Consider the following 25,990-nt stretch of genomic DNA (forward strand, 5'->3'; position numbering starts at 1 on the left):
CAGCTCATGCCCCTAAGACTGCGTTTTAGGGGCATGAGCTGTACTCAAACTCGTTAGGATCAGAGCATGTCGGCGCACAGTGCTCACCAGCGTGATGAATACCTGAACCGGGCCATAGAGCTGGCCGTACAGAACGTTGCCGACGGCGGCGGACCGTTCGGCGCCGTCGTGGTCACCCCGGACGGGGAGGCCCATGAAGGAGTCAACCGTGTCACGAGGGACCACGATCCCACGGCCCATGCGGAAGTAGTGGCGATCCGCCGGGCCGCAGCAGCGATCGGGAAGTTCGATCTTTCAGGGTCGGTTCTCTACGCCAGCTGCGAGCCTTGTCCGCTCTGCCTGTCGGCTACGCTCTGGGCCAGGATAGGGCGGGTCTACTTCGCCGCTGACAGGCATGGAGCCGCGCGCGCCGGTTTTGACGATGCTGTGTTCTATGAATATTTCAGCGGCTCACGGCCCGAACTTCTCCCCGTCGAACAAACCGTCCTCCTCGCGTCCGAGCAACCCTTCGACGCCTGGCGGAACCACGTGCGGCGCACCTCGTACTAGTACGCGCCGGTACTAGCCCCGGGCTGGAAGGCGATTGACGCCGTCGAGCAGTGCTTCCTGGCCGCCGCAGAGCGCAATCCGGATCCATCCCTCGCCGATGGATCCAAACGCCGTCCCTGGGGCGAACGACACGCCGGAGTCCGCAAGGAATTTGCGCACCCAGGTTCGGACATCCCCGTCGCTGACGTGCGAAACGTCAGCCCATAAGTAGAAGGCGCCTTGCGCGCCAAGGAACGGAATGTTCTTCGACCCGAGCACGGCCGAGGCCGCGTCGCGGTTGCTCCGGTAGTGCTCGCGGGCGGTGGCAACGTAGTCCTGCGGGCCCGTCAAGGCAGCCAGGGCTGCGTACTGCGACGGCGACGCAACGCACGACACGATCGATTCCATGACGTTGTTCATCTTCTGCTCCAGACCCGGCGGGCAGACCAGCGCCCCGATCCGGAGCCCGGTCAAGCCGTACGTCTTCGAAAGCGTCAGGGACGTGAAGACCCGGGCCTCCCCGGGAACGGCGCTGTCGAAGCGGGCCGGACTGACATGCGGGACGTCGAAGGTGAAGGCTTCGTAGCATTCATCAGAGATGATCCAGAGATCGTGCTTGACTGCCAACGCCACCAGTTCCCGGGTTGTTTCCTCACTGATGACGGCGCCAAGCGGATTGGATGGCGAGTTCAGCATCAGCACCCTGGTCCGCGGGGTAACCAGCGCTTCGATGTCCTCGATGTGCGGCTGGAAGTCGTTGTGCGGATACAGGGGATACTGCACCGGGACGGCATGCAGGAGGCGGCTTGTCATGGCAAACGTGGGGTACCCGGGGTTGGGGATGAGGATTTCGTCGCCGGGGGAGAGGAGGAGGCTCATGGCGAAATGCAGTCCCTGCTGGGCGCCATCCACAACATAAACCCGTTCCGCGCCGATGTTCACGCCTTGCTGGGCTCGGAACCGGGCAGCGAAGGCTTCACGGAGGGCCGGGAAGCCGGCATTGGGTGTGTAGTTGGTCTCATCCCTGTCCAGGCACGCAATGCCGGCATCCAGGACGTGGCGCGGCAGGGCAAAGCCCGGCTCGCCGATGCTGAGGACGATCGCTCCGGGGGTGGCCCAGGCGGCTTCTGTGATTTCACGGATCTGGTTCACGGGGACGTCGCGGACGTGCGCGGCAAGCTCAGGCATGGGAGCCATCCTAGCCACCCATATACTGGTAAGCGTGCTTTCTGGACTGGTAATCGTTGACAAACCGCAGGGATGGACCAGCCATGATGTGGTTGGCCGGATGCGGCGGCTGGCCGGCACCCGGAAAGTGGGGCATGCCGGGACGCTAGATCCCATGGCCACGGGGGTACTGGTGCTTGGCATCAACAAAGCCACCCGGCTCCTGACCTACATCGTGGGCACGTCCAAAACCTACACAGCCACCATCAGGCTCGGTGAAACCACCATTACCGATGACGCCGAGGGTGACGTCACCGAGGCCCGCAGCGCTGCTGCCGTCACCGACGACGCCATTGCAGCCGGAGTAGCGGCCCTGACGGGCCCCATCCAGCAGGTGCCCAGCAGCGTCAGCGCCATCAAAGTGAACGGTGAGCGCTCTTACGCCCGGGTCCGCTCGGGGGAAGAGGTCAAACTCGCTGCCCGCCCGGTTACCATCCACCGCTTCGACATCCACGCGGTCACCAGGGTCGACGGCGTCAGGGTAGTCGACGTCGACGTCACCGTGGAATGTTCTTCCGGCACGTACATCAGGGCCTTGGCCCGCGACCTCGGCAACGCCCTGGGCGTCGGCGGACACCTCACGGCCCTGCGTCGTACCCAGGTGGGACCGTACTCGATCGAGCAGGCCAGGACGCTGGAGGAGCTGGCGGAAGAACTCGAGGTCCTCGACATGTCACTGGCCGCACGTGCCCTCATGCCCAACCGGGAACTGAGCGACGACGAAACCACGGAGATCTCATTCGGCCGCCGCATTGCTGCCGGCCCGGGTGCAGGCACCCCGGATGCTGCCACGGCCGAGAAGCCCGCCGCAGCGTTCGCGCCGTCGGGAGAGTTGGTCGCTTTGCTCGCCGATACCGGAACTTTCGCCAAGCCGGTCCTGGTCTTTGCCCCGGGAACAGGCGCGGGAACAGGCGCGGGAGCGGGGCAGGCGCAGTAGGCATGGACGGATACTTTTACGCACTCCTGATCGTCGGTTTGGTCTCCACCATCATGTGCCTGGTGGCCGGCTTGATGAAGAAAGCCCCGAACGATCCCACGATCTACTCCGTGCTGGCCGTCGAAGTGGTGCTGCTGGTGTACCTGGTGGGCTCGATCGTCCGCGTCGCCATGGGTGAACAGATTGCCGGGGAGCCGTGGGAGTTCTGGGGTTACCTCATCACCGCGCTGATCATCCCGCTGGGCGCCGTTTACTGGGCAATCCTTGAACGAACCCGCTGGAGCAATTTCGTCCTCGCAGCCGTAGGTGTGACGGTACTTGTCATGGGTGCCCGCATGAACCAGATCTGGTACTGACCTTGAAGGAAGAACACAAAGTGACTGGAACCGAGACCAACTCCACCGGCCAGCAGCCGAAGCAAAAAGACACCCGGAACACAGGTCCGGGGCGACTGCTGATCGCGGTGTACGCGGTGTTCGCCCTGTCTGCCACAGCCCGCGCCGGCTACCAGATCGCCACCAAGTTCGCAGAAGCTCCGTTGGCGCACATCCTTTCGGCGTTCGCCGCCGTCGTCTATATCGTGGCGACGGTTTCACTGGCCAAGCCAGGCCGCACCTGGTTCAAGGTGTCACTGGCGGCCGTGCTCACGGAACTCGTTGGCGTGCTGGTGGTTGGGGCGATCAGCCTCTTCGATCCTGTGGCTTTCCCGCATGACACCGTATGGTCACTGTTTGGCCGGGGATATGGCTTCGTGCCCCTGCTGCTGCCGATCCTTGGGCTCCTTTGGCTCAACAAGCGCCGTCCGTCCTGAGCCGCCGGCCCATGCGGGTAACCTTAGAATGTTCCGGCGCCGGGAGGTTGTCGGGCGGAACGAACATCTGCAGTAAAAGGCGAGGTTGATGGTCCACATCTGGAACGATCCCACCGAGGTCCCCAAGGACTTCGGACCTACCGTTGTCACCATCGGAAATTTTGACGGGGTACATCGGGGCCACCAGCATGTCCTCTCGCAACTGACGGACACCTCAAAGCGGTACAGCATTCCCTCCGTCGCCGTGACCTTCGATCCCCATCCTGCACAGGTACACCGGCCGGATGCAGCGCCTGAACTGATCATGGGCCTCCAGGACAAACTGGAAGCGCTGGGCGATACCGGTGTCGATGCCGTCCTGGTCATGAAGTACACCCTGGACCTTGCTGCGATGTCACCCATCGAATTTGTTCGTGATGTCCTGATCGACGGACTCCATGCGGCGCACGTTGTTGTCGGCCACGATCTGCGGTTCGGTGCCGGGAACGTCGGTGACGTCGTGACCATGCAGGAATTGGGCGAACAGCTGGGCTTCGGCGTGCAGGTGGTCAACGAATACGGCGCAGGCGGTTTTCCGCTGCATCACGACGGCGACGCGGACCGCCGCTGTTCCTCCACCTGGGTAAGGGAGGCCTTGTCCGAAGGCGATGTGGTCACTGCCGCCGCCGTGCTGGGCAGGCCCCACCGGATGCGCGGGGAAGTTGTCCACGGCGCTGCCCGCGGCCGCGATCTCGGATTCCCCACAGCAAATCTTTCCCCCGATTCAACCGGCTACATCCCCGCCGACGGCATCTACGCGGGGTGGCTGATCGACCAGTCGGGGACGCGTTGGCCTGCCGCCATTTCCGTCGGTTCCAACCCCACCTTTGATGGCGTCAGCCGTCAGGTCGAAGCGCACGTCATCGACCGCCCGGAGGAAAATGTGGAGGACTTCGACCTTTACGGCCAGACCGTGGCGGTCGAATTCACGCGGCGCTTGCGGGGGATGGTTGCCTACCGCGGACCCGAAGCCCTGGTGGAACAGATGTGCCTTGACGTTGCCCAGGCGCGCGAGTTGCTCGCCCCCAGCTAAGGGTGTTTCGACAACACTGCTGACCTGCCGGTAAACTGATGAGTGGATCCGGCCGCAGTCCGTGGCAGCTGGACCTGTTTTTGTGTGCGGCAACGCATGCAAGGCAACCCGTCAGCGAGGCGCTGCATCGGGAAGCACGGCACAACTCTAGGAGTTCACGTGGCACTTGAAGCCGCTGTAAAGCAGTCCATCATCAAGGAATTCGCAACCTCTGAAGGCGACACCGGTTCGCCCGAGGTCCAGGTTGCAGTCCTGACCCAGCGGATCAAGGATCTGACTGAGCACATGAAGGAGCACAAGCACGACTTCCACACCCAGCGCGGTCTGCTGGCCATGGTTGGTCGTCGTAAGCGCATGCTTTCCTACCTGAAGAACACTGACATTGCCCGCTACCGTTCGCTCATCGAGCGTCTCGGCCTGCGTCGCTAGTCTGCCTTTAGGGGCGGCCCGCGCCTCTGCAGGACGGGCCGCCTTCTTCACCAACAACTAAAAACAGGAATCAACCGCATCGCGCATTCGCGGTCCTCGGTAGTGATTCCCGGGAGGGCCATCTGTGATGATGGCGCCCGTGGATCTCGATCGATGACCGGGTGTCGTACAGGCCAGGAAAAAAGAAGAGGCCTGGGTTGATGCGGTGGACTTCCGCTAACAGAAACGGAGGTGACTCCCTATGGAGGGTCCCGAAATCCAGTTCTCCGAAGCCATCATCGACAACGGCCGTTTTGGCAAGCGCGTCATTCGCTTTGAAACAGGCCGCCTTGCCAAGCAAGCAGCCGGCGCCTCGATGGTCTACATCGACGAAGACACCGCACTTCTCTCCGCAACCACCGCAGGCAAGCAGCCGCGTGAAGGTTTCGACTTCTTCCCGCTGACCGTGGATGTCGAAGAGCGTATGTACGCTGCCGGCCGCATCCCGGGTTCGTTCTTCCGCCGCGAAGGCCGCCCCTCCACGGAAGCCATCCTTGCTTGCCGCCTGATGGACCGCCCGCTTCGCCCGGCGTTCGTCAAGGGCCTGCGCAACGAGGTCCAGATCGTCGTCACCGTCCTGGCGATCAACCCTGATGAGCTGTACGACGTCGTCGCCATCAACGCGTCCTCGATGTCCACCCAGCTTTCCGGCCTCCCGTTCTCCGGCCCGATCGGCGGCGTCCGCGTTGCCCTCATCGCCGACGAGCAGGGTTCGCAGTGGGTTGCTTTCCCGAAGCACTCCCAGCTCGAAAACGCTGTCTTCAACATGGTTGTCGCCGGCCGTATTGCCGGTGACGACGTCGCCATCATGATGGTTGAAGCCGAAGCCACGGACAACTCCTGGAACCTCATCAAGGAACAGGGCGCAACCGCTCCCACCGAAGAGGTCGTTTCCGAGGGCCTCGAGGCTGCCAAGCCGTTCATCAAGGCACTCTGCGAAGCACAGGCCGACCTGGCAGCCCGCGCTGCCAAGCCCACGGTCGAGTTCCCGGTCTTCCTTGATTACCAGGACGACGTTTACGCCGCTGTTGAAGCCGCTGCCGCTGACAAGCTGGCTGCCGTCTTCCAGATCGCAGACAAGCAGGAGCGCGACAACGCTTCCGACGAGCTCAAGGACGAAGTCCTTGGCGCCCTTGCCGGTGACTTCGAAGGCCGTGAGAAGGAACTGTCCGCAGCATTCCGCTCGGTCACCAAGCACGTCGTGCGCCAGCGCATCCTCAAGGACCAGGTCCGTATCGATGGCCGTGGCCTGACGGACATCCGCCAGCTGACCGCCGAGGTCGAGGTTCTGCCCCGCGTTCACGGCTCTGCCATCTTCGAACGCGGCGAGACCCAGATCATGGGTGTCACCACGCTGAACATGCTCAAGATGGAACAGCAGATCGACTCGTTGTCGCCGGTAACGCGCAAGCGCTACATGCACAACTACAACTTCCCGCCGTACTCCACCGGCGAGACCGGCCGCGTTGGTTCCCCCAAGCGCCGCGAAATCGGCCACGGTGCCCTCGCCGAGCGCGCCTTGGTTCCGGTTCTGCCCAGCCGTGAAGAATTCCCGTACGCCATCCGCCAGGTATCCGAAGCTCTCGGGTCCAACGGTTCAACCTCCATGGGTTCGGTCTGCGCTTCGACGCTTTCCATGCTCAACGCCGGTGTTCCGCTGAAGGCAGCCGTCGCCGGTATCGCCATGGGCCTGGTTTCCGACCAGGTCGACGGCCAGACCCGCTACGCAGCCCTGACCGACATCCTTGGAGCCGAAGACGCCTTCGGCGACATGGACTTCAAGGTCGCCGGTACGTCCGAGTTCGTCACGGCCATCCAGCTGGACACCAAGCTGGACGGCATCCCCGCCTCCGTGCTCGCAGCAGCACTGAAGCAGGCCCGCGAAGCCCGCCTCCACATCCTCGAGGTCATCAACGCCGCGATCGACACCCCGGACGAGCTCTCCGAGTTCGCACCGCGCGTCATTGCCGTGAAGATCCCCGTGGACAAGATCGGCGAGGTCATCGGCCCCAAGGGCAAGATGATCAACCAGATCCAGGAAGACACGGGCGCGGACATCTCCATCGAAGATGACGGCACGGTCTACATCGGCGCTACGAACGGTCCGTCTGCAGATGCAGCACGTTCGGCCATCAACGCCATCGCCAACCCGCAGGTACCGGAAATCGGTGAGCGCTACCTGGGTACGGTCGTCAAGACCACCACCTTCGGCGCCTTCGTTTCCCTTACCCCGGGCAAGGACGGCCTGCTGCACATCTCCGAGCTCCGCAAGCTGGCCAACGGCAAGCGCGTGGACAACGTGGATGACGTCGTTTCCGTGGGCCAGAAGGTCCAGGTCGAGATCACCAAGATCGACGACCGCGGAAAGCTCTCCCTCTCGCCGGTTGTTGCCGATGAAGAAGGCGCAAGCGCAGAGGAAGCTCCGGCCGAGGCCGCCGAAGCTTCCGCAGAGTAGTCTGTAAGCAGTACACCCGGCGGGGCCGGTGGGCTTGAAAAAGCGCCACCGGCCCTTCCGGCCTTAACCTGAAAGGCTTTAATGACTGTCGTACCCTTGCCGTTGGAGCAAACACTTCCTGGCGGCGAATTGATCCATGGTGCCGAGGGCGGTTCCGTTGTCCGGCGTTCTGTTCTTCCCGGGGGCGTCCGCGTCCTGACCGAGGCGATGCCGGGCCAGCGATCGGCCACTATTGGATTCTGGGTGGCAGTCGGTTCCCGTGATGAGGCAGAAGGCCAGCACGGATCAACACACTTCCTTGAGCACCTCCTTTTCAAGGGCACCAAACGCCGCACTGCATTGGAAATTGCCTCAGCGTTTGATGAAGTAGGCGGCGAGTCCAATGCTGCAACGGCAAAGGAAAGCACCTGCTACTTTGCCCGGGTACTGGACACCGATCTGCCCATGGCCATTGATGTCATCGCGGACATGATCACCGGAGCGGTCCTGGACCCTGCGGAGCTGGAGCAGGAACGCGACGTTATCCTCGAGGAAATCGCCATGGACAGCGATGACCCGACGGATGTGGCGCATGAGAAGTTTGTGGCCGCTGTCCTGGGTGACCACCCGTTGGCGCGCCCCATCGGCGGAACGCCCGAAGCCATCAAAGCCGTGGCCCGCGATTCCGTGTGGGAGCACTACCAGCGCTACTACCGGCCCGAAGAACTGGTCATCACCGCTGCAGGGGGACTGGACCACGACGTCGTCTGCGGGCTGGTCCTCGACGCCCTCACCGCCGCCGGCTGGAAGCTTGATTCCGACTCTGCTCCGGTGAACCGGCGGGGGACCGGCAGGGCAGTCATCACAGGGACGTCAGGGCTGCACGTGGTCAAGCGCCCCGTGGAACAGGCAAACATCATCATGGGCTGCCCCACGATCGTTGCCACCGATGACCGGCGCTTTGTCATGAGTGTTCTCAACGCCGTCCTCGGTGGAGGCATGTCCTCACGATTGTTCCAGGAGATCCGCGAAAAGCGCGGCTTGGTCTACTCGACGTACTCGTTCACTGCCGCCTACGCCGACGCCGGGTACTTCGGGATGTATGCCGGTTGCACGCCCTCCAAGGTCCGCCAGGTGGTGGAACTACTGGGTGTGGAGCTGGACAAGCTGGCTGAGGATGGCATTACGGAGGACGAACTCCGGAAGGCTGTGGGCCAGCTCAGCGGCGGGATTGTTCTGGCGCTTGAGGATACTGGCTCCAGGATGTCCCGGTTGGGCCGGGCAGAGCTGGTGTCCGGCGAATTCCAGGACATCGACGAGACATTGGCCCGCATCCAGGCAGTCACCGTGGAGGAGGTCCGCGACCTTGCCCGCGAACTGGCCGGGGCTCCCCGCACCATCACCGTGGTTGGCCCCTTCGAGGAATCGGAAACCTTCGGTCTCTGACGCGGACCCCATCCGGGTCCGAAGTCTCTGGACGCAGCCAGCATCGGCAGGGCAGCATGATCACACAAGGTGATGCTGCCCCCGTGGACTTTGGAGACGAGATGGACCTGCCCGCAACCGCTCATGCCGCGGATATTCTGCGGGATTTCATCGGTCATTGGCGGGGCATTACGGAGATTGCCTCTTCACCCTGGGGGACTGCACGGACGGCTGAGTCCGAAGTGGTGTTCTCCAAGGCCGCCGGCGGCCACGCAGTGGTCCAGAGCTACAGGCACCGTGAGCCCGACGGCACCCATTTCGAAGGGCATGGCATGTTCACTGTCGACCGCGACCACGGAGACACCCTGTGGTACTACGTGGACAGCATGGGCAAGGGCCCGGCCGCTCCCGTGAGGGGAACCTGGAGCGGGGGAGTCCTGACCCTGGACAGGCGCACGGCCGACGGCGTGGCCAGGCACACCTTCCGCGTTGAAGACGGCGTCCTGGTGCACACCGCTGACTTGCGGCTGGAAGGACACAGCGGTTTCAGCCCACTGTTGAAGAGCGTGTTCCGGAAGAGCCCTGAACCGGGAGCTTAGCCTCCGGCGAAAGGCGGAAGCACGTCAATGACGTCTTCCGTGCCCAGCGGCACGGAGTGGTCCCGGACGGCCACTTCGTTGCGGAGGAAACTGCTGCGTGCCACTATCCTCGCCAGCGGCGGCGTACCTTCCGGAGGCGCCGGACGTTCGACGGCGAGGGCGGCTTCCAGGAGCCCCTCCAGACTCGTGCCTTCCGGGAGGGCGTGGAGTTCTTCTTCGACGCCGGCTGCCGCACGCGCGGCAGCGAAGTAACGGACCAACAAGTTTTCAGCCTCCGATTGCGCTCATGCTGCGGTCCGGCTGGACGAAGTCCGCTGCGCCGAGACCGGTGTGGTCCATGCCATGGGCCTTGGGCTTGATCCACATGGCGTCCTGCCAACGGCCGGCGAGCTCGGTATCCGTAGCCCCGCTGCGAAGCAGCCCCAGGAGGTCGAACTCTTCACGGGAGAACAGGCAGCTCATGATCTTGCCCTCTGCGGTGATGCGCGTGCGGCGGCAGTCCGAGCAGAACGGCTCGGTGACGGAGGCGATGATGCCAACGGTGCCCAGCACGGGACCGGAGGCATCCCCCGAAGTCGTGTCCCGGCGTCGTACTTCAAACCGCTCTGCTGGTGCGCCGTCCCTTTCACGGGGATCGCTGGACAGCACGAAGTCCCGGGACAGGAGCTCCCGGATCTCCGCGGCCGTGATCATGTTGCGTCGGGTCCAGCCGTGGTCGGCGTCGAGTGGCATCTGCTCGATGAAGCGGAGTTCGTAGCCGCGGCCCAATGCCCAGGCAAGGAGGTCCGGGGACTCGGCGTCGTTGATGCCACGCATGAGCACGGCGTTGAGCTTGACGGGACCCAGGCCGGCCGCCCACGCGGCGTCCACGCCGGCCAGGACCCTGTCCAGGAACGGACGACGGGTGAGTTTGGTGAAGGTCTCCTCATGCAGGGAATCAAGGGAGACGTTGATCCGGTTCAGGCCCGCAGCCTTCAGGGCAGCAGCTTTCTTGTCCAACCCCACACCGTTGGTGGTCATGGAAATGGGAAGATCCGGATGTTCGCCGCGGATGCCGGAAATAATGTCTGTGAGGTCGGCGCGGACCAGGGGTTCGCCGCCGGTGAGGCGAAGTTCCCGAACGCCCAGGGCGGTGACGCCGATGCGGACTATCCTGACGATCTCATCCCGGGTCATGACAGCTTGCTTGGAAAGCCAGTCGAGGCCCTCGGCAGGCATGCAGTACGTGCACCGCAGATTGCATTTGTCGGTCAGGGAAAGACGCATGTCAGTGGCCCGACGACCGTACTGATCCCACAAACCGGCAGGCGTTCCGGCAGGGCGGGGCGGCGGTGTTTGCCCACCGCTTTCCGTGCTGCCTGCGGCACTGCTGGAAGGGGGCATCGGCATGCCCAACTGAACACTCATAAATTCAGGCTACGCCACCGCACCCTGATCAGTGATACCCGTTACAGTCTTCAGTTCTTACGGAATCCGTACGGTTCGCCCGGGAGGGGCGGAATCGGGTGCCGGGCACCCGCAGCAAACTTATGCTGAGAGCGTGACCACAAATACGGCATCGTCAGCGGAGCCCGGAAACCGGCGCATCCTCCTGGTCGAAGACGAAGAGACCATTGCCGCTGTCGTCCGCGACTACCTGGTGAGGGCGGGCTTCCAAGTGGACACTGCGGGCGATGGCTTCACGGCCTTGGAAGTGGCCACGGCCCGCACACCGGACCTGGTCATCCTGGACCGTATGCTGCCGGGACTGGACGGGGTTGAAGTATGCCGGCGGTTACGCCAAACCATGAGCGTGCCGGTCATCATGGTCACGGCCTTGGGAACCGAAGACGACCGGATCCTGGGATTGGAGATGGGAGCTGACGATTACGTCACCAAGCCGTTTTCTCCCCGGGAACTGGTACTGCGCGTCAAGTCGGTACTGCGGCGCAGCATCAAGGACCATACGCCGGAACCAGCGGTCCAATCGGCAGGCCTGGAGCTTGACCCCGCGTCCCGGACTGTCACCATGCTTGGTTCACCGCTGGCTTTGACGGCCCGTGAATTCGACCTCCTGGCCTTCCTGATGCGCAGGCCCAACCAGGTGTTCAGCCGTGAAGAACTCATCAAAGCCGTGTGGGGATGGGACTTCGGAGACCTTTCCACGGTGACGGTCCACGTCCGGCGGCTGCGCGAGAAGATCGAAGCAAATCCCACCAAGCCGGAACTCCTCAAGACCGTGTGGGGCATCGGCTACCGCTTTGACGTTCCCACGGAGGGAAAGGCGGAAGCCGTCCATGGAGGGTAGCGAGCTCTGGACCATCCTTGCGTGGGTGCTCTTCTGGGCAGTCCTGATCGGTGCTGCAACGCTGCTCCTGTTGAGGTTGCTTCGGCGGGCCTCGGTACTGGTCCGGATCTGCTTGGTGGTGGTAGCCACCGTGGCTGTGCTGGTGGCCGGGATGGTCAGCGCCTTCAACGCAATGTTCATCTCCGCCAGGGACCTCGAAGTGATGTGGTACATCCTGGCGATGGCATCGGCCGTGGCTATAGCGCTGTCTTTGGTGCTCGGCGCGGGGGTGTCCAGGAATGCTGCCCGGCTGGTGGAGGCCGCCCGCAGGATAGGCCGTGGCGAAACGCTGGAGACCTCCGGGCCTGAGGGCAGGAGGGCGGCCCCTGCCATGACATCGGAGCTCGCTGCGCTTGAACAGGAACTGGAAGCCAGCAGCCGGAGCCTCGCCGAATCCCGGGAACGGGAAGCCGCCATCGAGACGGCACGGCGCGAACTGGTGTCCTGGATTTCCCATGATCTTCGAACGCCCCTTGCCAGCATGCGTGCCATGACCGAGGCCCTCGAAGACGGCATGGCCTCGGATGTGCAGGGCTATTACCGGAAAATCATCGGGCAGACCGAGCAGATGACGGCCATGGTCAACGACCTCCTGGAGCTTTCCAAGATCCAGGCCGGGACGTTGCATCTGCGCGCTGAAGCGCTGGACCTGTACGACCTCGTCAGCGATGCCCTCTCGGACCTGGCTCCGTTGGCAGCGAAACGGGGCATCAGGCTCGACGGCGGTGGTGACCGTGAGTGCATGGCTGTGGCGGACGGACCCAGCCTGGCCAGGGCCGTGAGGAACATCCTCCTCAATGCGATCATTTACAGCCGGCCGGAGACCGACGTCCATGTCAGCGTCGGGCGGGACAACGGAAACGCTGTCATTGCCGTCCAGGACCACTGCGGTGGCATCCCGGAGGAGGACCTTCCGCACCTGTTCGAAACGGGTTGGCAAAAAGACCCCGCCCGGGGCACCCAGGGGTCCCTGCAGGGAAGTTACAGCGGTGCCGGCATCGGGCTCAGCATGGTGGCGGGCATCGTCAAGGCGCACGGGGGATCAGTGACGGTCCGCAACGTCGACGGCGGCTGCCGCTTCGCCCTGAAACTTCCGGCCGGTTCGCTTCCGGAGCCATCGCCCGCTCCGGCTTCGCCAAAGCCCGGGCCGCTGGAAACCACTGAAACAAACGAGGGCCCTGGAGGCACATCATGAGCGCGCCGGCAGTCAAGCAAACGAAAACCGGACGTCCCGCCGGCGGAGCCCGGTTGTGGGCACCTGCCGCCGGACTCGCTGCCGGAGCCGCCGGGATTGCCGCGGGAGAGCTGACGGCAGGATTCCTCAGCCCGCTGGTTTCTCCGGTGACGGCCCTCGGCGGCGCAGTAATAGACGCCGTCCCGCCCGGGGTGAAGGATCTGGCCGTGCAACTTTTCGGAACGGCCGACAAAGTCGTCCTGGTGGCCTCCATCGTGGTGGTCGCAGGATTCCTGGCCGCGCTCGCCGGCATCCTGGAACGCCGGCGGCCCGGACTGGGCCTGGCACTTGCCGGCCTGGCGGGCGTGGCGGGACTTACCGCCGTCGTCACCCGTGCCCAAGCCGGCCCGCAGGCAGCGCTGGCACCGATCGTGGCCGCAGTTGTCACCATGCTGCTCCTGCGGATGCTCGTTCGGAGGCTGGATGCCTGGATTCCGCGCGGGAGCACCGCGGACGGGGACGGTGCCGGGCGGGCGCCTCTTGCCAGGAGGAGCTTCCTCAACGCCCTGTCCGGAACTGCCCTGGCAGCGACGGTCGGAGGGACCGTCACCGCCATCCTCACCCGGGCGACCGCTGTGGCTTCCGGGTTCAGAAGCTCGCTGGCACTGCCGGCGCCCGCAACGCCGCCGCAAACTATTCCCGCTGGCGCGTCCTTGAGCGTGCCGGGCATCAGCCCGCTGGTGACGCCGAACGCGGACTTCTACAGGATCGACACGGCCCTGACGGTCCCGGCCATCGACCCTCCGTCGTGGAAGCTGAAAGTCACCGGAATGGTCGAACGCGACATCGAACTGGACTTTGCCGACCTCTTGGCCAAACCCATGACTGAACGCCACATCACCATCGCCTGCGTTTCCAACAACGTTGGTGGCGACCTCATCGGCAACGCGCTGTGGCTGGGGTGGCCCGTGCGCGAATTGCTCGCCATGGCCGGCCCGAAGGACGGTGCGGACATGGTGCTGTCCACCAGCAACGACGGCTGGACCGCCAGCACGCCTCTGGAGGCGCTCACCGACGACCGTGACGCCTTGCTGGCCGTGGGCATGAACGGCGAGCCGTTGCCTTTGGAACACGGGTTCCCGGTCCGGATGATTGTGCCTGGACTTTACGGGTTCGTCTCAGCCACAAAATGGTTGACCGAACTCAAAGTCACCCGTTTCGCGGACGATACCGCGTACTGGACACCCCGGGGGTGGAGCGACTACGGACCCATCAAAACGCAATCGCGCATTGACGTTCCACGCAGCGGACGGACGGTCCAGCCTGGAAAGGTCCAATTCGGCGGGGTTGCCTGGGCCCAACATCGTGGCATTGAACGCGTCGAACTGCGGGTCAACCGCGGCGCCTGGCAGAAGGCACAACTCGCCGGCGCCATCTCCACCGACACCTGGTACCAATGGCAGATCGGCATTGACCTCCAACCTGGCGACTACGAAGTCCAGGTCCGGGCCACTGACGCAAGCGGCCAACCGCAAACCGAAGACAAAGCCCCTGTGGCCCCCGACGGCGCCACGGGTTATCACACCATCACCGTGAAAGTGGCCTGAGGATCTACGCTGGGAACGTCCGGATCGTAGCCGGAAGCCAATGTGCCCCCAGGAGGATATCCGTGCCCAGATCCGTTGCAGCCCACCGCCAGGCAATCGCGGAATTGCTGACAACAGCCGCCGCAAGGAAAGGCACGCACCGGCTTCCGTTGATGGACGCACTCGGAAGGGTGCTCGCCGTCGACCTCCACGCACCCTTGTCCCTCCCGCCCTTCGCCAACTCCCAAATGGACGGCTTTGCCGTCCGTTCAGCAGACATCCCCGACGGCGGTGCGAAGCTCCCCGTAGCGGCGCCCGTTCCGGCGGGTGCCGCGCCGGAAGCCCTGAAGCCGGGCCATGCCGCTCCGATCATGACCGGAGCCATGATGCCGGAGGGAGCGGACGCCGTCGTACCTATTGAGAAGGCGACGCCCGGCACCTTTCCGGCGCCCACGGACGTCGACGCGGAGGTGGAGCTGCCAACGGTCGAGCCCGGGACGTACGTGCGTGATAGCGGCAGCGACATCGGCAAGGGAACCTTGGCGCTTGCCGCCGGCACGCTGCTGGGCCCAAGCCAGCTGGGGCTGCTGGCAGCGCTCGGCCTTGTCGACGTGGAGATCCGGCAGCCCTGGCGTGTCCTCCTGGTCACGACGGGCGATGAGGTCCTGGAACCGGGAACCGAACTGACAGCCGGGAAGATCTACGACTCCAATGGAACACTCCTGGAAGCCTCCATGCGGCAAGCCGGCCTCGACGTAGTCCGCACCGGTATCTCGGACGACCAACCCGAGGGCCTGCTCGCAGTCCTGAGGCAGCACCTCGCGGACCCGGACAAACCGGTGGACATGATCGTTTCCACCGGGGGAGTGAGCAAAGGGGCTTACGAAGTCGTACGCCTGGCCATGACCGGGCAGCCGGTGGAATTCCTCCACGTCGCCATGCAACCTGGCGGACCACAGGGACTGGGCACTTTCGAAGGAACCCCTTTCATCGGCTTCCCGGGCAATCCCGTCAGTTGCCTGGTCTCCTTCGAAATGTTCCTCCGCCCCGCCCTTTCACAGGTTGCCGGCGCCCCCTCGCCCAGGCCCGCGCTGAGGGCACACCTGGCCGAAGGCCTTACCTCCCCGCAGGGCAAGCATCAGGTGCGCCGTGGAACCGTCGTGGATGGCGTTGTCCGCATGGAAGGTGGTGCCGGCTCCCATCTGGTCCATGCCCTGGCCCGCGCCAATGCCTTGGTGCAGATCCCCGAGGACGTCACGGAACTCGCCGAAGGAGACGAAGTGGAAGTATGGATGTTGTGAACCACACTCCCGAATCCCCGGCAGGCCCCACAGGCCTGACCCACCTGAGGCAGGACGGCACTGCTCAGATGGTGGATGTCTCCGAAAAAGCCGTCACCACCCGCGAAGCCACCGCCACGGCCACGGTCCGCTCCACCTCCGAAGTCCTGGCCCTGCTGGGCGCCGGCGAACTGCCCAAGGGCGATGCGCTCGCAGTAGCACGCGTTGCCGGCATCATGGCTGCAAAGAAAACACCTGAACTGATCCCGCTGTGCCATCCTTTGCCCATTTCCAAGGTCACGGTGGACTTTGAGCTGGGTACGGATTCCGTGGGGATCCTTGCCACGGTCAAGACCCGGGGCGTGACCGGCGTCGAAATGGAAGCGTTGACGGCGGCCTCCGTTGCCGCCCTGAGTGTCTACGACATGATCAAGGCCGTGGACAAACATGCCGTCCTGGACGACATCCGGGTGCTGTCCAAGAGCGGTGGCAAGAGCGGAAGCTGGGACGTCTCCGGGGACTCCAGGCCGGAGGCAAGGGCATGAGCGCATGCGAGCCGAACGCACACGGCCCCCGGAAGGCCGGCGTCGTGATTGCCTCCACCCGGGCTGCCGCCGGGATCTACTCCGATGAGACAGGTCCTATCATTCTCGACTGGCTCAAAGAGCACGGCTTCGACACCTTCCCCACCATGGTGGTCCCGGACGGTGAAGCCGTGGGTGCCGCCCTGAGGGCATTGCTGACCCAGGAACCGGCCGTCATCATCACCAGCGGGGGAACGGGCCTCAGCCCGGACGACCACACACCGGAAATGACGCTTCCGCTGCTGGACCGGGAGATACCCGGCATCATGGAGGGCCTCCGCCGCGCAGGCGCCGCCAAGACCCCCATGGCGATGCTGAGCCGTGGCCACGCGGGCGTTGCGGGAAAGACATTCATCATCAACCTGCCGGGATCTCCCAAGGGAGTCATGGACGGACTGGCCGTCCTTGACCCTGTGATCGGGCATCTCTGCGAGCAATTGGAAGGAAGCCATGGGCACTGAAACAGACTTCGAAGTTGTCAGCGCTGTCCTCAGTTCCGAGCCGATCTCGGTGGACCAGGCCATCAGTGCAGTGGAATCGGACACTGCCGGCGCGGTCGTCAGCTTCAGCGGCGTTGTGCGCAACCACGACGGCGGCAAGGCAGTGGACCGGTTGAGCTACAGCGCCCATCCCACAGCGCATCAGGTCATGTCCGAGGTCGTGGCCCGGCTCGTCGCAGAGCACTCGGGCGAGGCTGACCAGCCGGTCCGTATCTGGGCTGCCCACAGGATAGGCACGCTGGAGATTGGTGATCCCGCGCTGGTGTGTGCGGTTGCAGCTGCCCACCGTGGAAAGGCGTTCGCTGTTTGCTCGGAACTCGTGGACCGGGTCAAGGAGCAGGTCCCCATCTGGAAGGAACAGTTCTTCTCCGACGGCACCGTTGAATGGGTGGGTGCGGGGGAGTAGGAAGCTGTCACGGTTCCTTCCCGGGTCCTGCCCGGCGGTAGGGTTAAAGGTATGACCGAACAACTTGCTGTTGCTGTGCTGGGCGCCAATGGGCGCATGGGAATCGAAGCCGTCAAGGCCATTGAAGCAGCAGGGGACATGACGCTCGTGGCAGCGCTCGGCCGTGGTGATTCGCTGGAGAAACTGCTCGACGCCGGTGCACAGTACGTTGTTGACCTCACCGTTCCGGATATCACCGAAACCAACGTCCGGTTCGCAGTTGAGCACGGAATCCACGCTGTTGTGGGTACCACCGGTTGGAATGCGGACAGACTGGAATCCCTGCGGGCGCTGCTGGAGCAGAAGCCGGACACAGGTGTCCTGATTGCCCCGAATTTTGCCCTGGGCTCAGTGCTGGCGTCCGCTTTCGCGGCCAAGGCTTCCCAGTACTTTGAATCCGTGGAAGTCATCGAACTGCACCACCCCGACAAGGTGGATGCCCCCTCGGGTACGGCGGTACGCACAGCCCAGCTCATCGCCGAAGCCCGGCAGGAGGCAGGAGTGCCGGCAAGCCCGGACGCCACTGAAACCTCGCTGGACGGTGCCCGGGGCTGCGACGTGGACGGAATCCGTGTGCACAGCGTCCGGCTCCGCGGCCTGGTGGCCCACCAGGAAGTACTCTTCGGCGGACCCGGCGAACAGTTGACGCTGCGCCATGACTCCTTCGACCGGGCGTCCTTCATGCCCGGAGTCTTGCTGGGGCTGCGGAAAGTGGCAGCAAATCCCGGCCTGACGGTCGGCTTGGACGGCTACTTGGACCTGGGGCTCTAGGACGTGGGAAATTTCCTGGCAGCCCTGAAGAAGAACCGCACCAAAATCTGGGTAGGTGCCATCACCTTGCTTTTGGTGTTGTACCTGGTGGTCTCGGTCCAGCGGTCCTTCCTGCTTCTCGGTGATCCCAACCTGGTGGCCAAGGGCATCGGAGCGGCTTACCTGGTGCTTCCGGTCATTGGCGCCTGGGCCATGATCCGCGAGCTGCTTTTTGGCGCCCGGACAGAGCAGATGGCCAAGGTGCTCGAAGCCGAGGGTGGACTGCCGGAGGACACCCTGCCCCGGACCCCGGGCGGACGGATCGTTCGCGCCGCCGCCGACGCCGAATTTGAAAAATACCGTGCCGAGGCCGAGGCTGCGCCGGAGGATTGGCGTTCCTGGTTCAGGCTGAGCTGTGCCTACGACGCTTCCGGTGACCGCAAACGTGCGCGCGCATCCATGCGCGACGCCGTGAAGCTGTTCCGCTCTCAGCCCACCGCGGCCGGACGGTAGCTGCCCAGCCTCGATGCCATGTGGGCAGCCCATTCAAGCGGTCCACGCCGCCGGAGCAAGGCGAAACACACGCCGATGCCGATGGCTCCGAGCGCCTGCGTCCAGTACATGCCTTCGGCGGTCCACCCGGCGGGAAGCGGTTGGTTGGTGAAGCCCGAGACGAGCCATACGTGTGCTGAATACAGGCTCAAGGTCATGGCGCCTGGTCCGCTGAGCACCAGCAGGAAATTGACCTTGATGCGTTCGGCGAGCCTGCCAAGCATCAGGAAAATCCCAACGACGCCGGCGGCAACGCCACTGGTGTGCAACAAGTCCAGCGTGGTGCCCGCATGCGGTGAGGCCGTAGCCAACCACCACCACGAGTCCACTTGCTGGAGCCCGGTGAGATTGACCTGGAGCATGCTCTCCAGGGGATAGCCCCTGGTGCCGGGAAGCGCCGACAGGGCTGCCCGGCCGCCCCATACCTCCATGGCCAGCACGCCGCATATCTTCGCCATGCCGGCCACGACGAGTCCGGATGTCAGCAGCATCAGCTGGACGGCCGCCGTCGTCAGTGCCAGCCGCCCGATGACCAGGCCGACAAGAAGGTAGGAGATCCACTGGAACACCGGGTAGTACCCAGTGAAGAACAGATCGGCGAGCAGACGGCCGGGGGTTTCCAGATCTTCCCAGCCGGGGTTGTGCCCCAGCTGCAGCGGCGGGTTCCCGTCAAGCAGCACGGGGCGGACCAGGAACGCGAGAACGGGTGAAACAAGGATCCACCCAGCCGCCCAGAAGCAAAGGGCTTTGAGCCGCAAGCCGAGGAACGGCAGGATGCACAGGAACAGCATCGCGTAGTGGACCAGGATCACCGCGACGTTGACGTCCAGCCCTCCCAACGCAAGTCCGACGACGGCGATCACCACCGCGCGCATTGCCACGCCGGCCCTCGCGGACCAAAGCTCCTTTCCGCTGCGGGGATCCTGCTTGCCGGTGGACAGTGCAAGGCCGATTCCGGCCAGTACCGCGAACAGCGCAGCGGACCGCCCCGAGAACACCAAGCCCACCATTGTTGGCTCCCATTGGGGTGCCGGGCCGAATGTCGGCATCAGGTGCGTGGCCATCATGCCAAGGAGGGCAGCCCCCCTGGCTGCGTCGATGCCGGTCAACCGGGTGGGAGCCGCGCGTTGACCCCGTGTTTTTCGCGGAGGCGCCGTCTCTTGCGAAGTCATGCAGCGATCGTCTCACAGCCGGGTCCCGCGACCGGTGAGTGACGGCTGCCGGGACGTTCCCGGCCCGCGCCCTTGTGTTCGAATATATGTTCGAATAATATGGCGGCATGAATGAAGTTCCAGAGCGGCCGGACGGCATGGGCGGCCCCATGAAAGCGATGAGTCCGGGAGTTGTCGACTTCCTTTTCCGGCAGCTCGTGGCCGGCGAACCTCCCGAAGACACGCAATGGCGCCGCGAGGGTACGGTGCTCGCGGAGCAGGCTCCGGGTGCTGAACTGGCCCGCCGCTTGTTTGAAACGGATGTGGAATCGCTGACGCCCCTGGAACTGTTCGAGTACGTGCGGGCCTCGCAGCGTTTGGTCGCCTGGGCAGAACAACTCAAAGAGCGCGCCGTAGGGCAGTACTGCTCGGGTCAGCGTGCCCGCACACCCGGGGTCGCATAGCCTTCGCGGCAACGCGCATGAGGACCGTCACGCGATACCCATTCTTGTAACGAGGCCGTGACAGGGTAACGTTTTTCCTATGTCTGACGTTCGCGCGCCCATTCCCGCCCTTGGTACCCTGCTGACCGCCATGGTCACCCCGTTCACCGACGACGGCAAGGTGGACTACGACCAAGCCGCGGCACTGGCAGAAAAGCTTGTCCAGGATGGCTGCGATGGACTGGTGGTTACAGGCACCACCGGAGAGACGTCCACCCTCACGGACGACGAAAACCTGGGCATGTTCCGGGCTGTCAAGGAAGCCGTCGGTGGCAAGGCTGCCATTATCGCCGGCACGGGCACCAACGACACTGCCCACTCAGTGCACCTTTCGCAGCGCGCTGCCGAGTTGGGCGTCGATGGTCTCCTGATCGTGACCCCTTACTACAACAAGCCAAGCCAGGCTGGTGTGCGCGCCCACTTCGAGACCATTGCCTCGGCTACCGACTTGCCGGTGATGCTCTATGACATTCCCGGACGGTCCTCCATCGCCATTGCGCCGGAGACCATGATCGAACTGGCCAAGCACCAGAACATTGTGGCCGTCAAGGATGCGAAGGCTGATTTCGCTGCCGCTACCCGCGTCATGGCTGAGACCGACCTTCTTTTCTACTCCGGCGATGACGGCCTGACCCTCCAGTGGATGGCTCTCGGCGCCGTCGGACTGGTCGGCGTCACCACCCACGTGGCTACGCGCCGCTTCCGCGAGCTGATCGACGCCGTCAACAACAACGACCTCGCTACGGCGCGGTCCATCAACTTTGAACTGGAGCCGGTGGTTCGTGGAACCATGACCCGGGTCCAAGGCGCAGTAGCCGCCAAGCAGATTCTCAAGTGGCAGGGAGTCCTGCCCAACTCGGTTGTCCGTTTGCCCCTCGTGGAGCCGGACGCGGCCGAGATCGAAATCATCCGCGGGGATTTGGCGGAAGCCGGAATGGACTTCACCGTCCAGGATGGTTCCGCCGGAAAGTAGCACAATATGACCCAAACCGCCCTTCCCGGACTGGTTACGCCGCCGAAACTGCCGAAAGGCACGCTGCGGATCGTTCCGCTCGGTGGACTGGGAGAGATCGGCCGCAACATGGCGGTCTTCGAGATCGACGGCAAGCTGCTCATAGTCGACTGTGGGGTACTTTTCCCCGAGGAGACGCAGCCCGGCGTTGATCTGATCCTGCCCGATTTCTCCTACATCGAGAACCGGCTGGAGGACGTGGTCGGGGTTGTCCTCACCCACGGCCACGAGGACCACATTGGCGCGGTTCCCTACCTGCTGCGCCTCAAGGCCGACATTCCGCTGATCGGTTCCCAGCTCACCCTTGCGCTGGTGGAAGCGAAGCTGCAGGAGCACCGGATCAAGCCTTACACGCTCACCGTCACGGAGGGCCAGGTGGAGCAGTTCGGTCCCTTCGAGTGTGAATTCGTTGCCGTCAACCACTCCATTCCGGATGCCTTGGCCGTCTTTATCCGTACTGAAGGGGGCAACGTCCTCCATACCGGTGACTTCAAGATGGACCAGTTGCCGTTGGATGGCCGCATCACGGACCTCCGGCACTTTGCCCGCCTCGGTGAGGAAGGAGTCGACCTCTTCATGGCCGACTCCACCAACGCCGACGTGCCTGGCTTCACCACGGCAGAGAAGGAAATCGGACCTACACTGGACCGACTCTTCGGGCAGGCAAAGAAGCGCATCATTGTGGCTTCCTTCTCCTCCCATGTGCACCGTGTCCAGCAGGTACTCGATGCAGCAGCAAAGCACGGACGCAAGGTCGCCTTCGTGGGCCGCTCCATGGTGCGGAACATGGCCATCGCCGCCAAGCTTGGTTACCTGGAGGTGCCTGACGGCATCCTGGTGGACATCAAGAACATCGACAACATGCCGGACGATCGCGTGGTCCTCATGTCCACGGGGTCCCAGGGTGAACCGATGGCAGCCCTTTCGCGCATGGCCAACGGCGACCACCGGGTGATTGTCGGCAAGGGCGATACCGTCATCCTGGCGTCCAGCCTCATCCCCGGCAACGAGAACGCCGTATTCCGCATCATCAACGGTCTCCTCAAGCTCGGAGCCGACGTCATCCACAAGGGCACGGCCAAGGTCCACGTCTCCGGTCACGCGGCGGCGGGGGAGTTGCTCTATTGCTACAACATCCTTGAGCCGCTCAACGCCATGCCGGTGCACGGTGAAACGCGCCACCTGATCGCCAACGGGAACATTGCCCTGGAATCAGGCGTGCCGTCGGATGGCATCATCCTCAGCGATAACGGCACCGTGATCGACCTCAAGGACCACGTGGCGAACATTGTGGGCCAAGTGGAGGTGGGCTTCGTCTACGTGGATGGTTCGAGCGTTGGCGAAATCACTGACGCAGACCTGAAGGACCGCCGCGTCCTCGGCGACGAAGGCTTCATTTCCGTCATCACGGTCATCAGCCGCACCACCGGCAAAATCGTGTCCGGACCGGAGATCCACGCCCGTGGCGTCGCTGAAGACGACTCGGTCTTCGACGAGATCATCCCGAAGATCAACGCCGCACTCGAAGAGGCTGTGCTGAATCACACAGACCACACGAACCACCAGTTGCAGCAAGTGGTTCGCAGGATCATCGGCACGTGGGTCAACCGCAAGCTTCGCCGCCGTCCCATGATCATCCCGGTGGTCCTGGAGGCCTAGTCCGCCAGCAACATGAATACCCAAGGGGGTCTGAAATCCGCGGATTTCAGACCCCCTTGCGGTACCGTGGCACGTATGGCGACCCGTACTACCTCCGCGCCACGAGGCAGCTCCAGCAATAAATCCGGCGGCACAGGCCGGGGCGGAGCCGCATCCAAAACCAGCTCCGCCAGCAAAAGCGGGCGGGGAAGCACTGCCCGCACCAAGCAAGCAGCCGCCGTCGAGCCCCAGGCTCCGCTTCCGCTTCGCATGCTGTCCGGTGCCTGGCAGGGCATCGGGCACGTGGTGGGTGCCGGCGTGCGCCGGATCGGCCACGATGTCAGCGACCTCGACCCCGCGGACCGCCGGGACGGGGCAGCGCTGTTCAACCTGGTGCTGGGCATCGCGATCGCTACTTTTGCCTGGTGGGGCCTCACCGGTTGGCTCCCGGACATCGTGTACAGCGTGGTCAACGGGACCTTCGGCTGGATGTCCCTGATCCTGCCTTTCATGCTCTTCGTCTGCGCCTTCCGCTTGTTCCGCAAGCCCCAGGATGGCCGCGGAAACAACCGCGTGGGCATCGGATTCATGATCATGACGCTGGCCGGCTCCGGACTTGCCCAGGTCATTGGGGGCCAGCCCACCGTCGCCGATGGCTTCGACGGCCTGCGCCGTGCGGGCGGCATGCTGGGCTTCCTCGCAGCGGCTCCACTTGCCGCCATCCATGTCGCTGTTCCGGTCATTATCTACAGTCTCCTGGCCTTTGTTTCCTTGCTGATCGTTACGGCAACCCCCTTCGGTGCCATTCCCGCCCGGATCCGGGGTGCGTACGAACACCTCATGGGCGTTGACCTCATGGACGACTCCGGCAAGGACGACCACGACCGAAGCTACCTCTACGGCAACGGCTCCTCGTCCGCGCCGCCGAAGAAGAAGAAGCGCATGCGCCTCTTCGGCAAGGATGAAGAACCCGACGCCGGCCTGGAAGGTTACGTCGGTGACGAAGCTTTCGAACACGCAATAGTCGACGACGACGAAACCCCCGCCGCATCCGCACCGCGTGTACCGCCGGGTGTCCGGCGCCCCACGCAAGCGGAAATTGCCGTGGAGAAGATCAAGGCCGCCCAAGGCCTCGCGGGCGCAAATCCCGGGATCGACAACCCCACGGAAGCCATTCCCGTCCTGACCCCGGAAATGACCGCCCCTGTGGCGGCCCAGGTTCCGGCGCGGCCCGCGACGCCTCCGCCTCCGCCCACGCCGATTCCGCAGCGTACGGAACAGTTGTCACTGGCCGGTGATGTCACGTATACACTGCCTGCCTCCGACTACCTGACGCCGGGCTCCATTCCGAAGGAGCGTACGGAAGCCAACGACGCCGTCGTCGCCGCGCTGACCGACACTCTCACGCAGTTCAACGTCGACGCCGCGGTGACCGGCTTCAGCCGTGGTCCCACCGTGACCCGCTACGAGATTGAGCTCTCTCCCGGCACCAAGGTGGAACGCGTCACGGCGCTGTCCAAGAACATCTCCTATGCCGTGGCTTCCAGTGATGTCCGCATCCTGAGCCCCATCCCGGGCAAGTCCGCGATCGGCATCGAGATCCCGAACACCGACCGCGAGACGGTGTCCCTGGGTGATGTCCTCCGGAGCCAGAATGCCCGCCGTACCGACCACCCGATGGTCATGGGCGTGGGCAAGGACGTTGAGGGCGGCTACGTCGTGGCCAACCTCGCCAAAATGCCCCACCTCCTGGTCGCCGGTGCTACCGGTGCAGGTAAGTCGAGCTTCGTGAACTCCATGATCACCTCCATCCTCATGCGCGCAACGCCGGATGAAGTCCGCATGGTCATGGTGGACCCCAAGCGTGTGGAACTCACCGCCTACGAGGGCGTCCCGCACCTCATCACGCCAATCATCACCAACCCGAAGAAGGCCGCAGAGGCCCTCCAATGGGTGGTCCGGGAAATGGACGCCCGCTACGACGACCTCGCCAACTACGGCTACAAGCACATTGATGACTTCAACAAGGCCGTCCGTGCGGGCAAGGTCACGCCGCCGGTCGATTCCAAGCGCGTCATCAAGCCCTACCCCTACCTGCTGGTCATCGTGGACGAACTCGCGGACCTCATGATGGTGGCACCGCGGGACGTCGAAGACTCGATTGTCCGTATCACCCAACTGGCCCGCGCCGCCGGTATCCACCTGGTGCTGGCCACCCAGCGTCCATCCGTGGACGTCGTCACGGGCCTCATCAAGGCCAACGTGCCGTCCCGCATGGCGTTCGCCACCTCGTCCGTGACGGATTCCCGCGTGGTCCTGGACCAGCCAGGCGCCGAGAAGCTCATCGGCCAAGGTGACGCACTGTTCCTGCCCATGGGCGCTTCGAAGGCCATGCGTGTCCAGGGTGCCTGGGTGACCGAGTCCGAGATCCACAAGGTCGTTGAGCACGTCAAGGGTCAGTTGCAGGCCGTCTACCGTGACGACGTCGCAGCCGAGGCTCCCAAGAAGCAGATCGACGACGACATCGGAGACGACCTCGAGGTCCTGCTCCAGGCTACGGAGCTGGTGGTCACCACGCAGTTCGGTTCGACGTCCATGCTGCAGCGCAAGCTGCGCGTCGGCTTCGCCAAGGCCGGACGACTGATGGACCTCTTGGAATCCCGCGGCGTCGTGGGCCCGTCCGAAGGTTCCAAGGCCCGCGATGTCCTGGTCAAGCCCGATGACCTCGCCGCTGTACTTGCTGCGATGAAGGGCCAGGAGTCACCGTCCACTCCTGATGCCCACACGGCCGCCCTGAGCGACAACGCGAACTCGAACATCGCCGTCGGCGGTTATGCAGAGGACCTGGTGCAGGCGGACCTGGACAACCGGACCCAGGCCATTGAGTACTATGACGGCGCGGACGGCCCGGATGACGACGACGAGGGCGGCGAAGACGCCTGGTCGCTCACAGGACGTTAGCCCCCAAAGCGGCCGCCGCAAAGACGG

The 25,990-nt window shown here is 64.0% G+C and carries 26 protein-coding genes; 22 read left to right on the top strand and 4 right to left on the bottom strand.

Annotated elements, in window-relative coordinates; genetic code table 11:
* The first annotated feature begins 66 nt into the window (after positions 1 to 66).
* The gene (locus tag ACNAOU_RS07880; protein WP_422758385.1) at positions 67 to 549 is read left to right on the top strand and encodes a nucleoside deaminase; all 483 of its coding nucleotides are present in this window, start codon (positions 67 to 69) and stop codon (positions 547 to 549) included.
* A 12-nt stretch (positions 550 to 561) separates the two neighbouring features.
* On the opposite strand, the gene ACNAOU_RS07885 is transcribed toward ACNAOU_RS07880, so the two are convergent.
* Positions 562 to 1,716: a pyridoxal phosphate-dependent aminotransferase gene (locus ACNAOU_RS07885; protein ID WP_413304177.1), complete on the bottom strand. Its 1,155-nt coding sequence runs from the start codon at positions 1,714 to 1,716 to the stop codon at positions 562 to 564.
* Between the two features lie 34 nt (positions 1,717 to 1,750).
* On the opposite strand from ACNAOU_RS07885, the gene truB reads away from it, so the two are divergent.
* The 8 genes from truB (at position 1,751) to ACNAOU_RS07925 (ending at position 9,501) form a co-directional block, all read left to right on the top strand.
* The gene (truB, locus tag ACNAOU_RS07890) at positions 1,751 to 2,692 is read left to right on the top strand and encodes a tRNA pseudouridine(55) synthase TruB (protein ID WP_422758386.1); all 942 of its coding nucleotides are present in this window, start codon (positions 1,751 to 1,753) and stop codon (positions 2,690 to 2,692) included.
* Between the two features lie 2 nt (positions 2,693 to 2,694).
* Positions 2,695 to 3,048: a hypothetical protein gene (locus ACNAOU_RS07895; protein ID WP_018779047.1), complete on the top strand. Its 354-nt coding sequence runs from the start codon at positions 2,695 to 2,697 to the stop codon at positions 3,046 to 3,048.
* Positions 3,049 to 3,068: 20 nt separating this feature from the next.
* Positions 3,069 to 3,503, top strand: coding sequence for a hypothetical protein (locus tag ACNAOU_RS07900; RefSeq protein WP_018779048.1), 435 nt, complete (start codon positions 3,069 to 3,071; stop codon positions 3,501 to 3,503).
* Between the two features lie 88 nt (positions 3,504 to 3,591).
* On the top strand, positions 3,592 to 4,575 hold the full coding sequence (locus tag ACNAOU_RS07905; protein ID WP_422758387.1) for a bifunctional riboflavin kinase/FAD synthetase: 984 nt from the start codon (positions 3,592 to 3,594) through the stop codon (positions 4,573 to 4,575).
* 159 nt (positions 4,576 to 4,734) lie between these two features.
* Positions 4,735 to 5,004: a 30S ribosomal protein S15 gene (rpsO, locus tag ACNAOU_RS07910; RefSeq protein ID WP_018779050.1), complete on the top strand. Its 270-nt coding sequence runs from the start codon at positions 4,735 to 4,737 to the stop codon at positions 5,002 to 5,004.
* 241 nt (positions 5,005 to 5,245) lie between these two features.
* On the top strand, positions 5,246 to 7,498 hold the full coding sequence (locus ACNAOU_RS07915) for a polyribonucleotide nucleotidyltransferase (RefSeq protein ID WP_018779051.1): 2,253 nt from the start codon (positions 5,246 to 5,248) through the stop codon (positions 7,496 to 7,498).
* 81 nt (positions 7,499 to 7,579) lie between these two features.
* Entirely contained in the window at positions 7,580 to 8,923 is a 1,344-nt protein-coding gene (locus tag ACNAOU_RS07920) for a M16 family metallopeptidase (RefSeq protein WP_018779052.1), read from the top strand.
* Between the two features lie 101 nt (positions 8,924 to 9,024).
* Positions 9,025 to 9,501 (top strand): DUF1579 family protein, encoded by a 477-nt coding sequence (locus ACNAOU_RS07925; RefSeq protein ID WP_422758667.1) that lies wholly within the window; start codon positions 9,025 to 9,027, stop codon positions 9,499 to 9,501.
* On the opposite strand, the gene ACNAOU_RS07930 is transcribed toward ACNAOU_RS07925, so the two are convergent.
* Both ACNAOU_RS07930 and moaA read right to left on the bottom strand, forming a co-directional pair.
* Positions 9,498 to 9,764, bottom strand: coding sequence for a MoaD/ThiS family protein (locus ACNAOU_RS07930; RefSeq protein WP_422758388.1), 267 nt, complete (start codon positions 9,762 to 9,764; stop codon positions 9,498 to 9,500). The genes ACNAOU_RS07925 and ACNAOU_RS07930 overlap by 4 nt on opposite strands.
* A 4-nt stretch (positions 9,765 to 9,768) precedes the next feature.
* Positions 9,769 to 10,908: a GTP 3',8-cyclase MoaA gene (moaA, locus tag ACNAOU_RS07935; protein ID WP_422758389.1), complete on the bottom strand. Its 1,140-nt coding sequence runs from the start codon at positions 10,906 to 10,908 to the stop codon at positions 9,769 to 9,771.
* Between the two features lie 133 nt (positions 10,909 to 11,041).
* On the opposite strand from moaA, the gene ACNAOU_RS07940 reads away from it, so the two are divergent.
* From ACNAOU_RS07940 to ACNAOU_RS07980, 9 genes are read left to right on the top strand one after another with little or no spacing between them, the layout of a single operon-like run.
* Positions 11,042 to 11,788, top strand: coding sequence for a response regulator transcription factor (locus ACNAOU_RS07940; protein ID WP_039240593.1), 747 nt, complete (start codon positions 11,042 to 11,044; stop codon positions 11,786 to 11,788).
* On the top strand, positions 11,778 to 13,022 hold the full coding sequence (locus tag ACNAOU_RS07945; RefSeq protein WP_018779057.1) for a sensor histidine kinase: 1,245 nt from the start codon (positions 11,778 to 11,780) through the stop codon (positions 13,020 to 13,022). Before ACNAOU_RS07940 ends, ACNAOU_RS07945 begins: the two co-directional genes overlap by 11 nt.
* Complete coding sequence (locus ACNAOU_RS07950) at positions 13,019 to 14,608, top strand: molybdopterin-dependent oxidoreductase (RefSeq protein WP_422758390.1); 1,590 nt, start codon at positions 13,019 to 13,021, stop codon at positions 14,606 to 14,608. The genes ACNAOU_RS07945 and ACNAOU_RS07950 overlap by 4 nt, the downstream gene beginning before the upstream one ends.
* 56 nt (positions 14,609 to 14,664) lie before the next feature.
* Complete coding sequence (gene glp, locus ACNAOU_RS07955; RefSeq protein WP_275779898.1) at positions 14,665 to 15,888, top strand: gephyrin-like molybdotransferase Glp; 1,224 nt, start codon at positions 14,665 to 14,667, stop codon at positions 15,886 to 15,888.
* Positions 15,876 to 16,412 (top strand): cyclic pyranopterin monophosphate synthase MoaC, encoded by a 537-nt coding sequence (gene moaC, locus ACNAOU_RS07960; protein ID WP_018779060.1) that lies wholly within the window; start codon positions 15,876 to 15,878, stop codon positions 16,410 to 16,412. Before glp ends, moaC begins: the two co-directional genes overlap by 13 nt.
* The gene (locus tag ACNAOU_RS07965) at positions 16,409 to 16,912 is read left to right on the top strand and encodes a MogA/MoaB family molybdenum cofactor biosynthesis protein (RefSeq protein WP_275778865.1); all 504 of its coding nucleotides are present in this window, start codon (positions 16,409 to 16,411) and stop codon (positions 16,910 to 16,912) included. Before moaC ends, ACNAOU_RS07965 begins: the two co-directional genes overlap by 4 nt.
* Positions 16,902 to 17,357 carry a molybdenum cofactor biosynthesis protein MoaE gene (locus ACNAOU_RS07970; RefSeq protein ID WP_422758391.1) on the top strand — a complete coding sequence of 152 codons (456 nt, stop codon included), beginning with the start codon at positions 16,902 to 16,904 and terminating at the stop codon, positions 17,355 to 17,357. Before ACNAOU_RS07965 ends, ACNAOU_RS07970 begins: the two co-directional genes overlap by 11 nt.
* A 51-nt stretch (positions 17,358 to 17,408) precedes the next feature.
* The gene (gene dapB / locus ACNAOU_RS07975; protein WP_018779063.1) at positions 17,409 to 18,167 is read left to right on the top strand and encodes a 4-hydroxy-tetrahydrodipicolinate reductase; all 759 of its coding nucleotides are present in this window, start codon (positions 17,409 to 17,411) and stop codon (positions 18,165 to 18,167) included.
* Between the two features lie 3 nt (positions 18,168 to 18,170).
* On the top strand, positions 18,171 to 18,659 hold the full coding sequence (locus ACNAOU_RS07980; protein WP_018779064.1) for a hypothetical protein: 489 nt from the start codon (positions 18,171 to 18,173) through the stop codon (positions 18,657 to 18,659).
* Here the strand turns inward: ACNAOU_RS07980 and ACNAOU_RS07985 are convergent.
* Positions 18,635 to 19,870 (bottom strand): heparan-alpha-glucosaminide N-acetyltransferase domain-containing protein, encoded by a 1,236-nt coding sequence (locus ACNAOU_RS07985; protein ID WP_275778868.1) that lies wholly within the window; start codon positions 19,868 to 19,870, stop codon positions 18,635 to 18,637. The genes ACNAOU_RS07980 and ACNAOU_RS07985 overlap by 25 nt on opposite strands.
* Positions 19,871 to 19,977: 107 nt before the next feature.
* On the opposite strand from ACNAOU_RS07985, the gene ACNAOU_RS07990 reads away from it, so the two are divergent.
* The 4 genes from ACNAOU_RS07990 (at position 19,978) to ACNAOU_RS08005 (ending at position 25,963) form a co-directional block, all read left to right on the top strand.
* Positions 19,978 to 20,313 (top strand): hypothetical protein, encoded by a 336-nt coding sequence (locus tag ACNAOU_RS07990; RefSeq protein WP_026267342.1) that lies wholly within the window; start codon positions 19,978 to 19,980, stop codon positions 20,311 to 20,313.
* A gap of 79 nt (positions 20,314 to 20,392) precedes the next feature.
* Positions 20,393 to 21,325, top strand: coding sequence for a 4-hydroxy-tetrahydrodipicolinate synthase (gene dapA, locus ACNAOU_RS07995; RefSeq protein WP_018779067.1), 933 nt, complete (start codon positions 20,393 to 20,395; stop codon positions 21,323 to 21,325).
* A 6-nt stretch (positions 21,326 to 21,331) separates the two neighbouring features.
* The gene (locus ACNAOU_RS08000) at positions 21,332 to 23,023 is read left to right on the top strand and encodes a ribonuclease J (protein WP_018779068.1); all 1,692 of its coding nucleotides are present in this window, start codon (positions 21,332 to 21,334) and stop codon (positions 23,021 to 23,023) included.
* Between the two features lie 75 nt (positions 23,024 to 23,098).
* On the top strand, positions 23,099 to 25,963 hold the full coding sequence (locus ACNAOU_RS08005) for an FtsK/SpoIIIE family DNA translocase (protein ID WP_055977918.1): 2,865 nt from the start codon (positions 23,099 to 23,101) through the stop codon (positions 25,961 to 25,963).
* Positions 25,964 to 25,990 lie beyond the last annotated feature (27 nt).

This window comes from Paenarthrobacter sp. C1 (assembly GCF_049315185.1).
GTDB lineage: Bacteria > Actinomycetota > Actinomycetes > Actinomycetales > Micrococcaceae > Arthrobacter > Arthrobacter nicotinovorans.

Excerpts from the sequence above, each read along its gene's own strand:
- ACNAOU_RS07950 (WP_422758390.1), top strand. The coding sequence starts at position 13,019 with ATGAGCGCGCCGGCAGTCAAGCAAACGAAAACCGGACGTCCCGCCGGC.
- moaA (WP_422758389.1), bottom strand. The coding sequence starts at position 10,908 with ATGAGTGTTCAGTTGGGCATGCCGATGCCCCCTTCCAGCAGTGCCGCA.
- ACNAOU_RS08000 (WP_018779068.1), top strand. The coding sequence starts at position 21,332 with ATGACCCAAACCGCCCTTCCCGGACTGGTTACGCCGCCGAAACTGCCG.
- ACNAOU_RS07915 (WP_018779051.1), top strand. The coding sequence starts at position 5,246 with ATGGAGGGTCCCGAAATCCAGTTCTCCGAAGCCATCATCGACAACGGC.
- ACNAOU_RS07945 (WP_018779057.1), top strand. The coding sequence starts at position 11,778 with ATGGAGGGTAGCGAGCTCTGGACCATCCTTGCGTGGGTGCTCTTCTGG.
- ACNAOU_RS08005 (WP_055977918.1), top strand. The coding sequence starts at position 23,099 with ATGGCGACCCGTACTACCTCCGCGCCACGAGGCAGCTCCAGCAATAAA.
- ACNAOU_RS07990 (WP_026267342.1), top strand. The coding sequence starts at position 19,978 with ATGAATGAAGTTCCAGAGCGGCCGGACGGCATGGGCGGCCCCATGAAA.
- ACNAOU_RS07880 (WP_422758385.1), top strand. The coding sequence starts at position 67 with ATGTCGGCGCACAGTGCTCACCAGCGTGATGAATACCTGAACCGGGCC.
- ACNAOU_RS07895 (WP_018779047.1), top strand. The coding sequence starts at position 2,695 with ATGGACGGATACTTTTACGCACTCCTGATCGTCGGTTTGGTCTCCACC.
- moaC (WP_018779060.1), top strand. The coding sequence starts at position 15,876 with ATGGATGTTGTGAACCACACTCCCGAATCCCCGGCAGGCCCCACAGGC.
- ACNAOU_RS07970 (WP_422758391.1), top strand. The coding sequence starts at position 16,902 with ATGGGCACTGAAACAGACTTCGAAGTTGTCAGCGCTGTCCTCAGTTCC.
- ACNAOU_RS07965 (WP_275778865.1), top strand. The coding sequence starts at position 16,409 with ATGAGCGCATGCGAGCCGAACGCACACGGCCCCCGGAAGGCCGGCGTC.
- dapA (WP_018779067.1), top strand. The coding sequence starts at position 20,393 with ATGTCTGACGTTCGCGCGCCCATTCCCGCCCTTGGTACCCTGCTGACC.
- dapB (WP_018779063.1), top strand. The coding sequence starts at position 17,409 with ATGACCGAACAACTTGCTGTTGCTGTGCTGGGCGCCAATGGGCGCATG.
- ACNAOU_RS07925 (WP_422758667.1), top strand. The coding sequence starts at position 9,025 with ATGGACCTGCCCGCAACCGCTCATGCCGCGGATATTCTGCGGGATTTC.
- ACNAOU_RS07885 (WP_413304177.1), bottom strand. The coding sequence starts at position 1,716 with ATGCCTGAGCTTGCCGCGCACGTCCGCGACGTCCCCGTGAACCAGATC.
- ACNAOU_RS07920 (WP_018779052.1), top strand. The coding sequence starts at position 7,580 with ATGACTGTCGTACCCTTGCCGTTGGAGCAAACACTTCCTGGCGGCGAA.
- ACNAOU_RS07985 (WP_275778868.1), bottom strand. The coding sequence starts at position 19,870 with ATGACTTCGCAAGAGACGGCGCCTCCGCGAAAAACACGGGGTCAACGC.
- ACNAOU_RS07905 (WP_422758387.1), top strand. The coding sequence starts at position 3,592 with ATGGTCCACATCTGGAACGATCCCACCGAGGTCCCCAAGGACTTCGGA.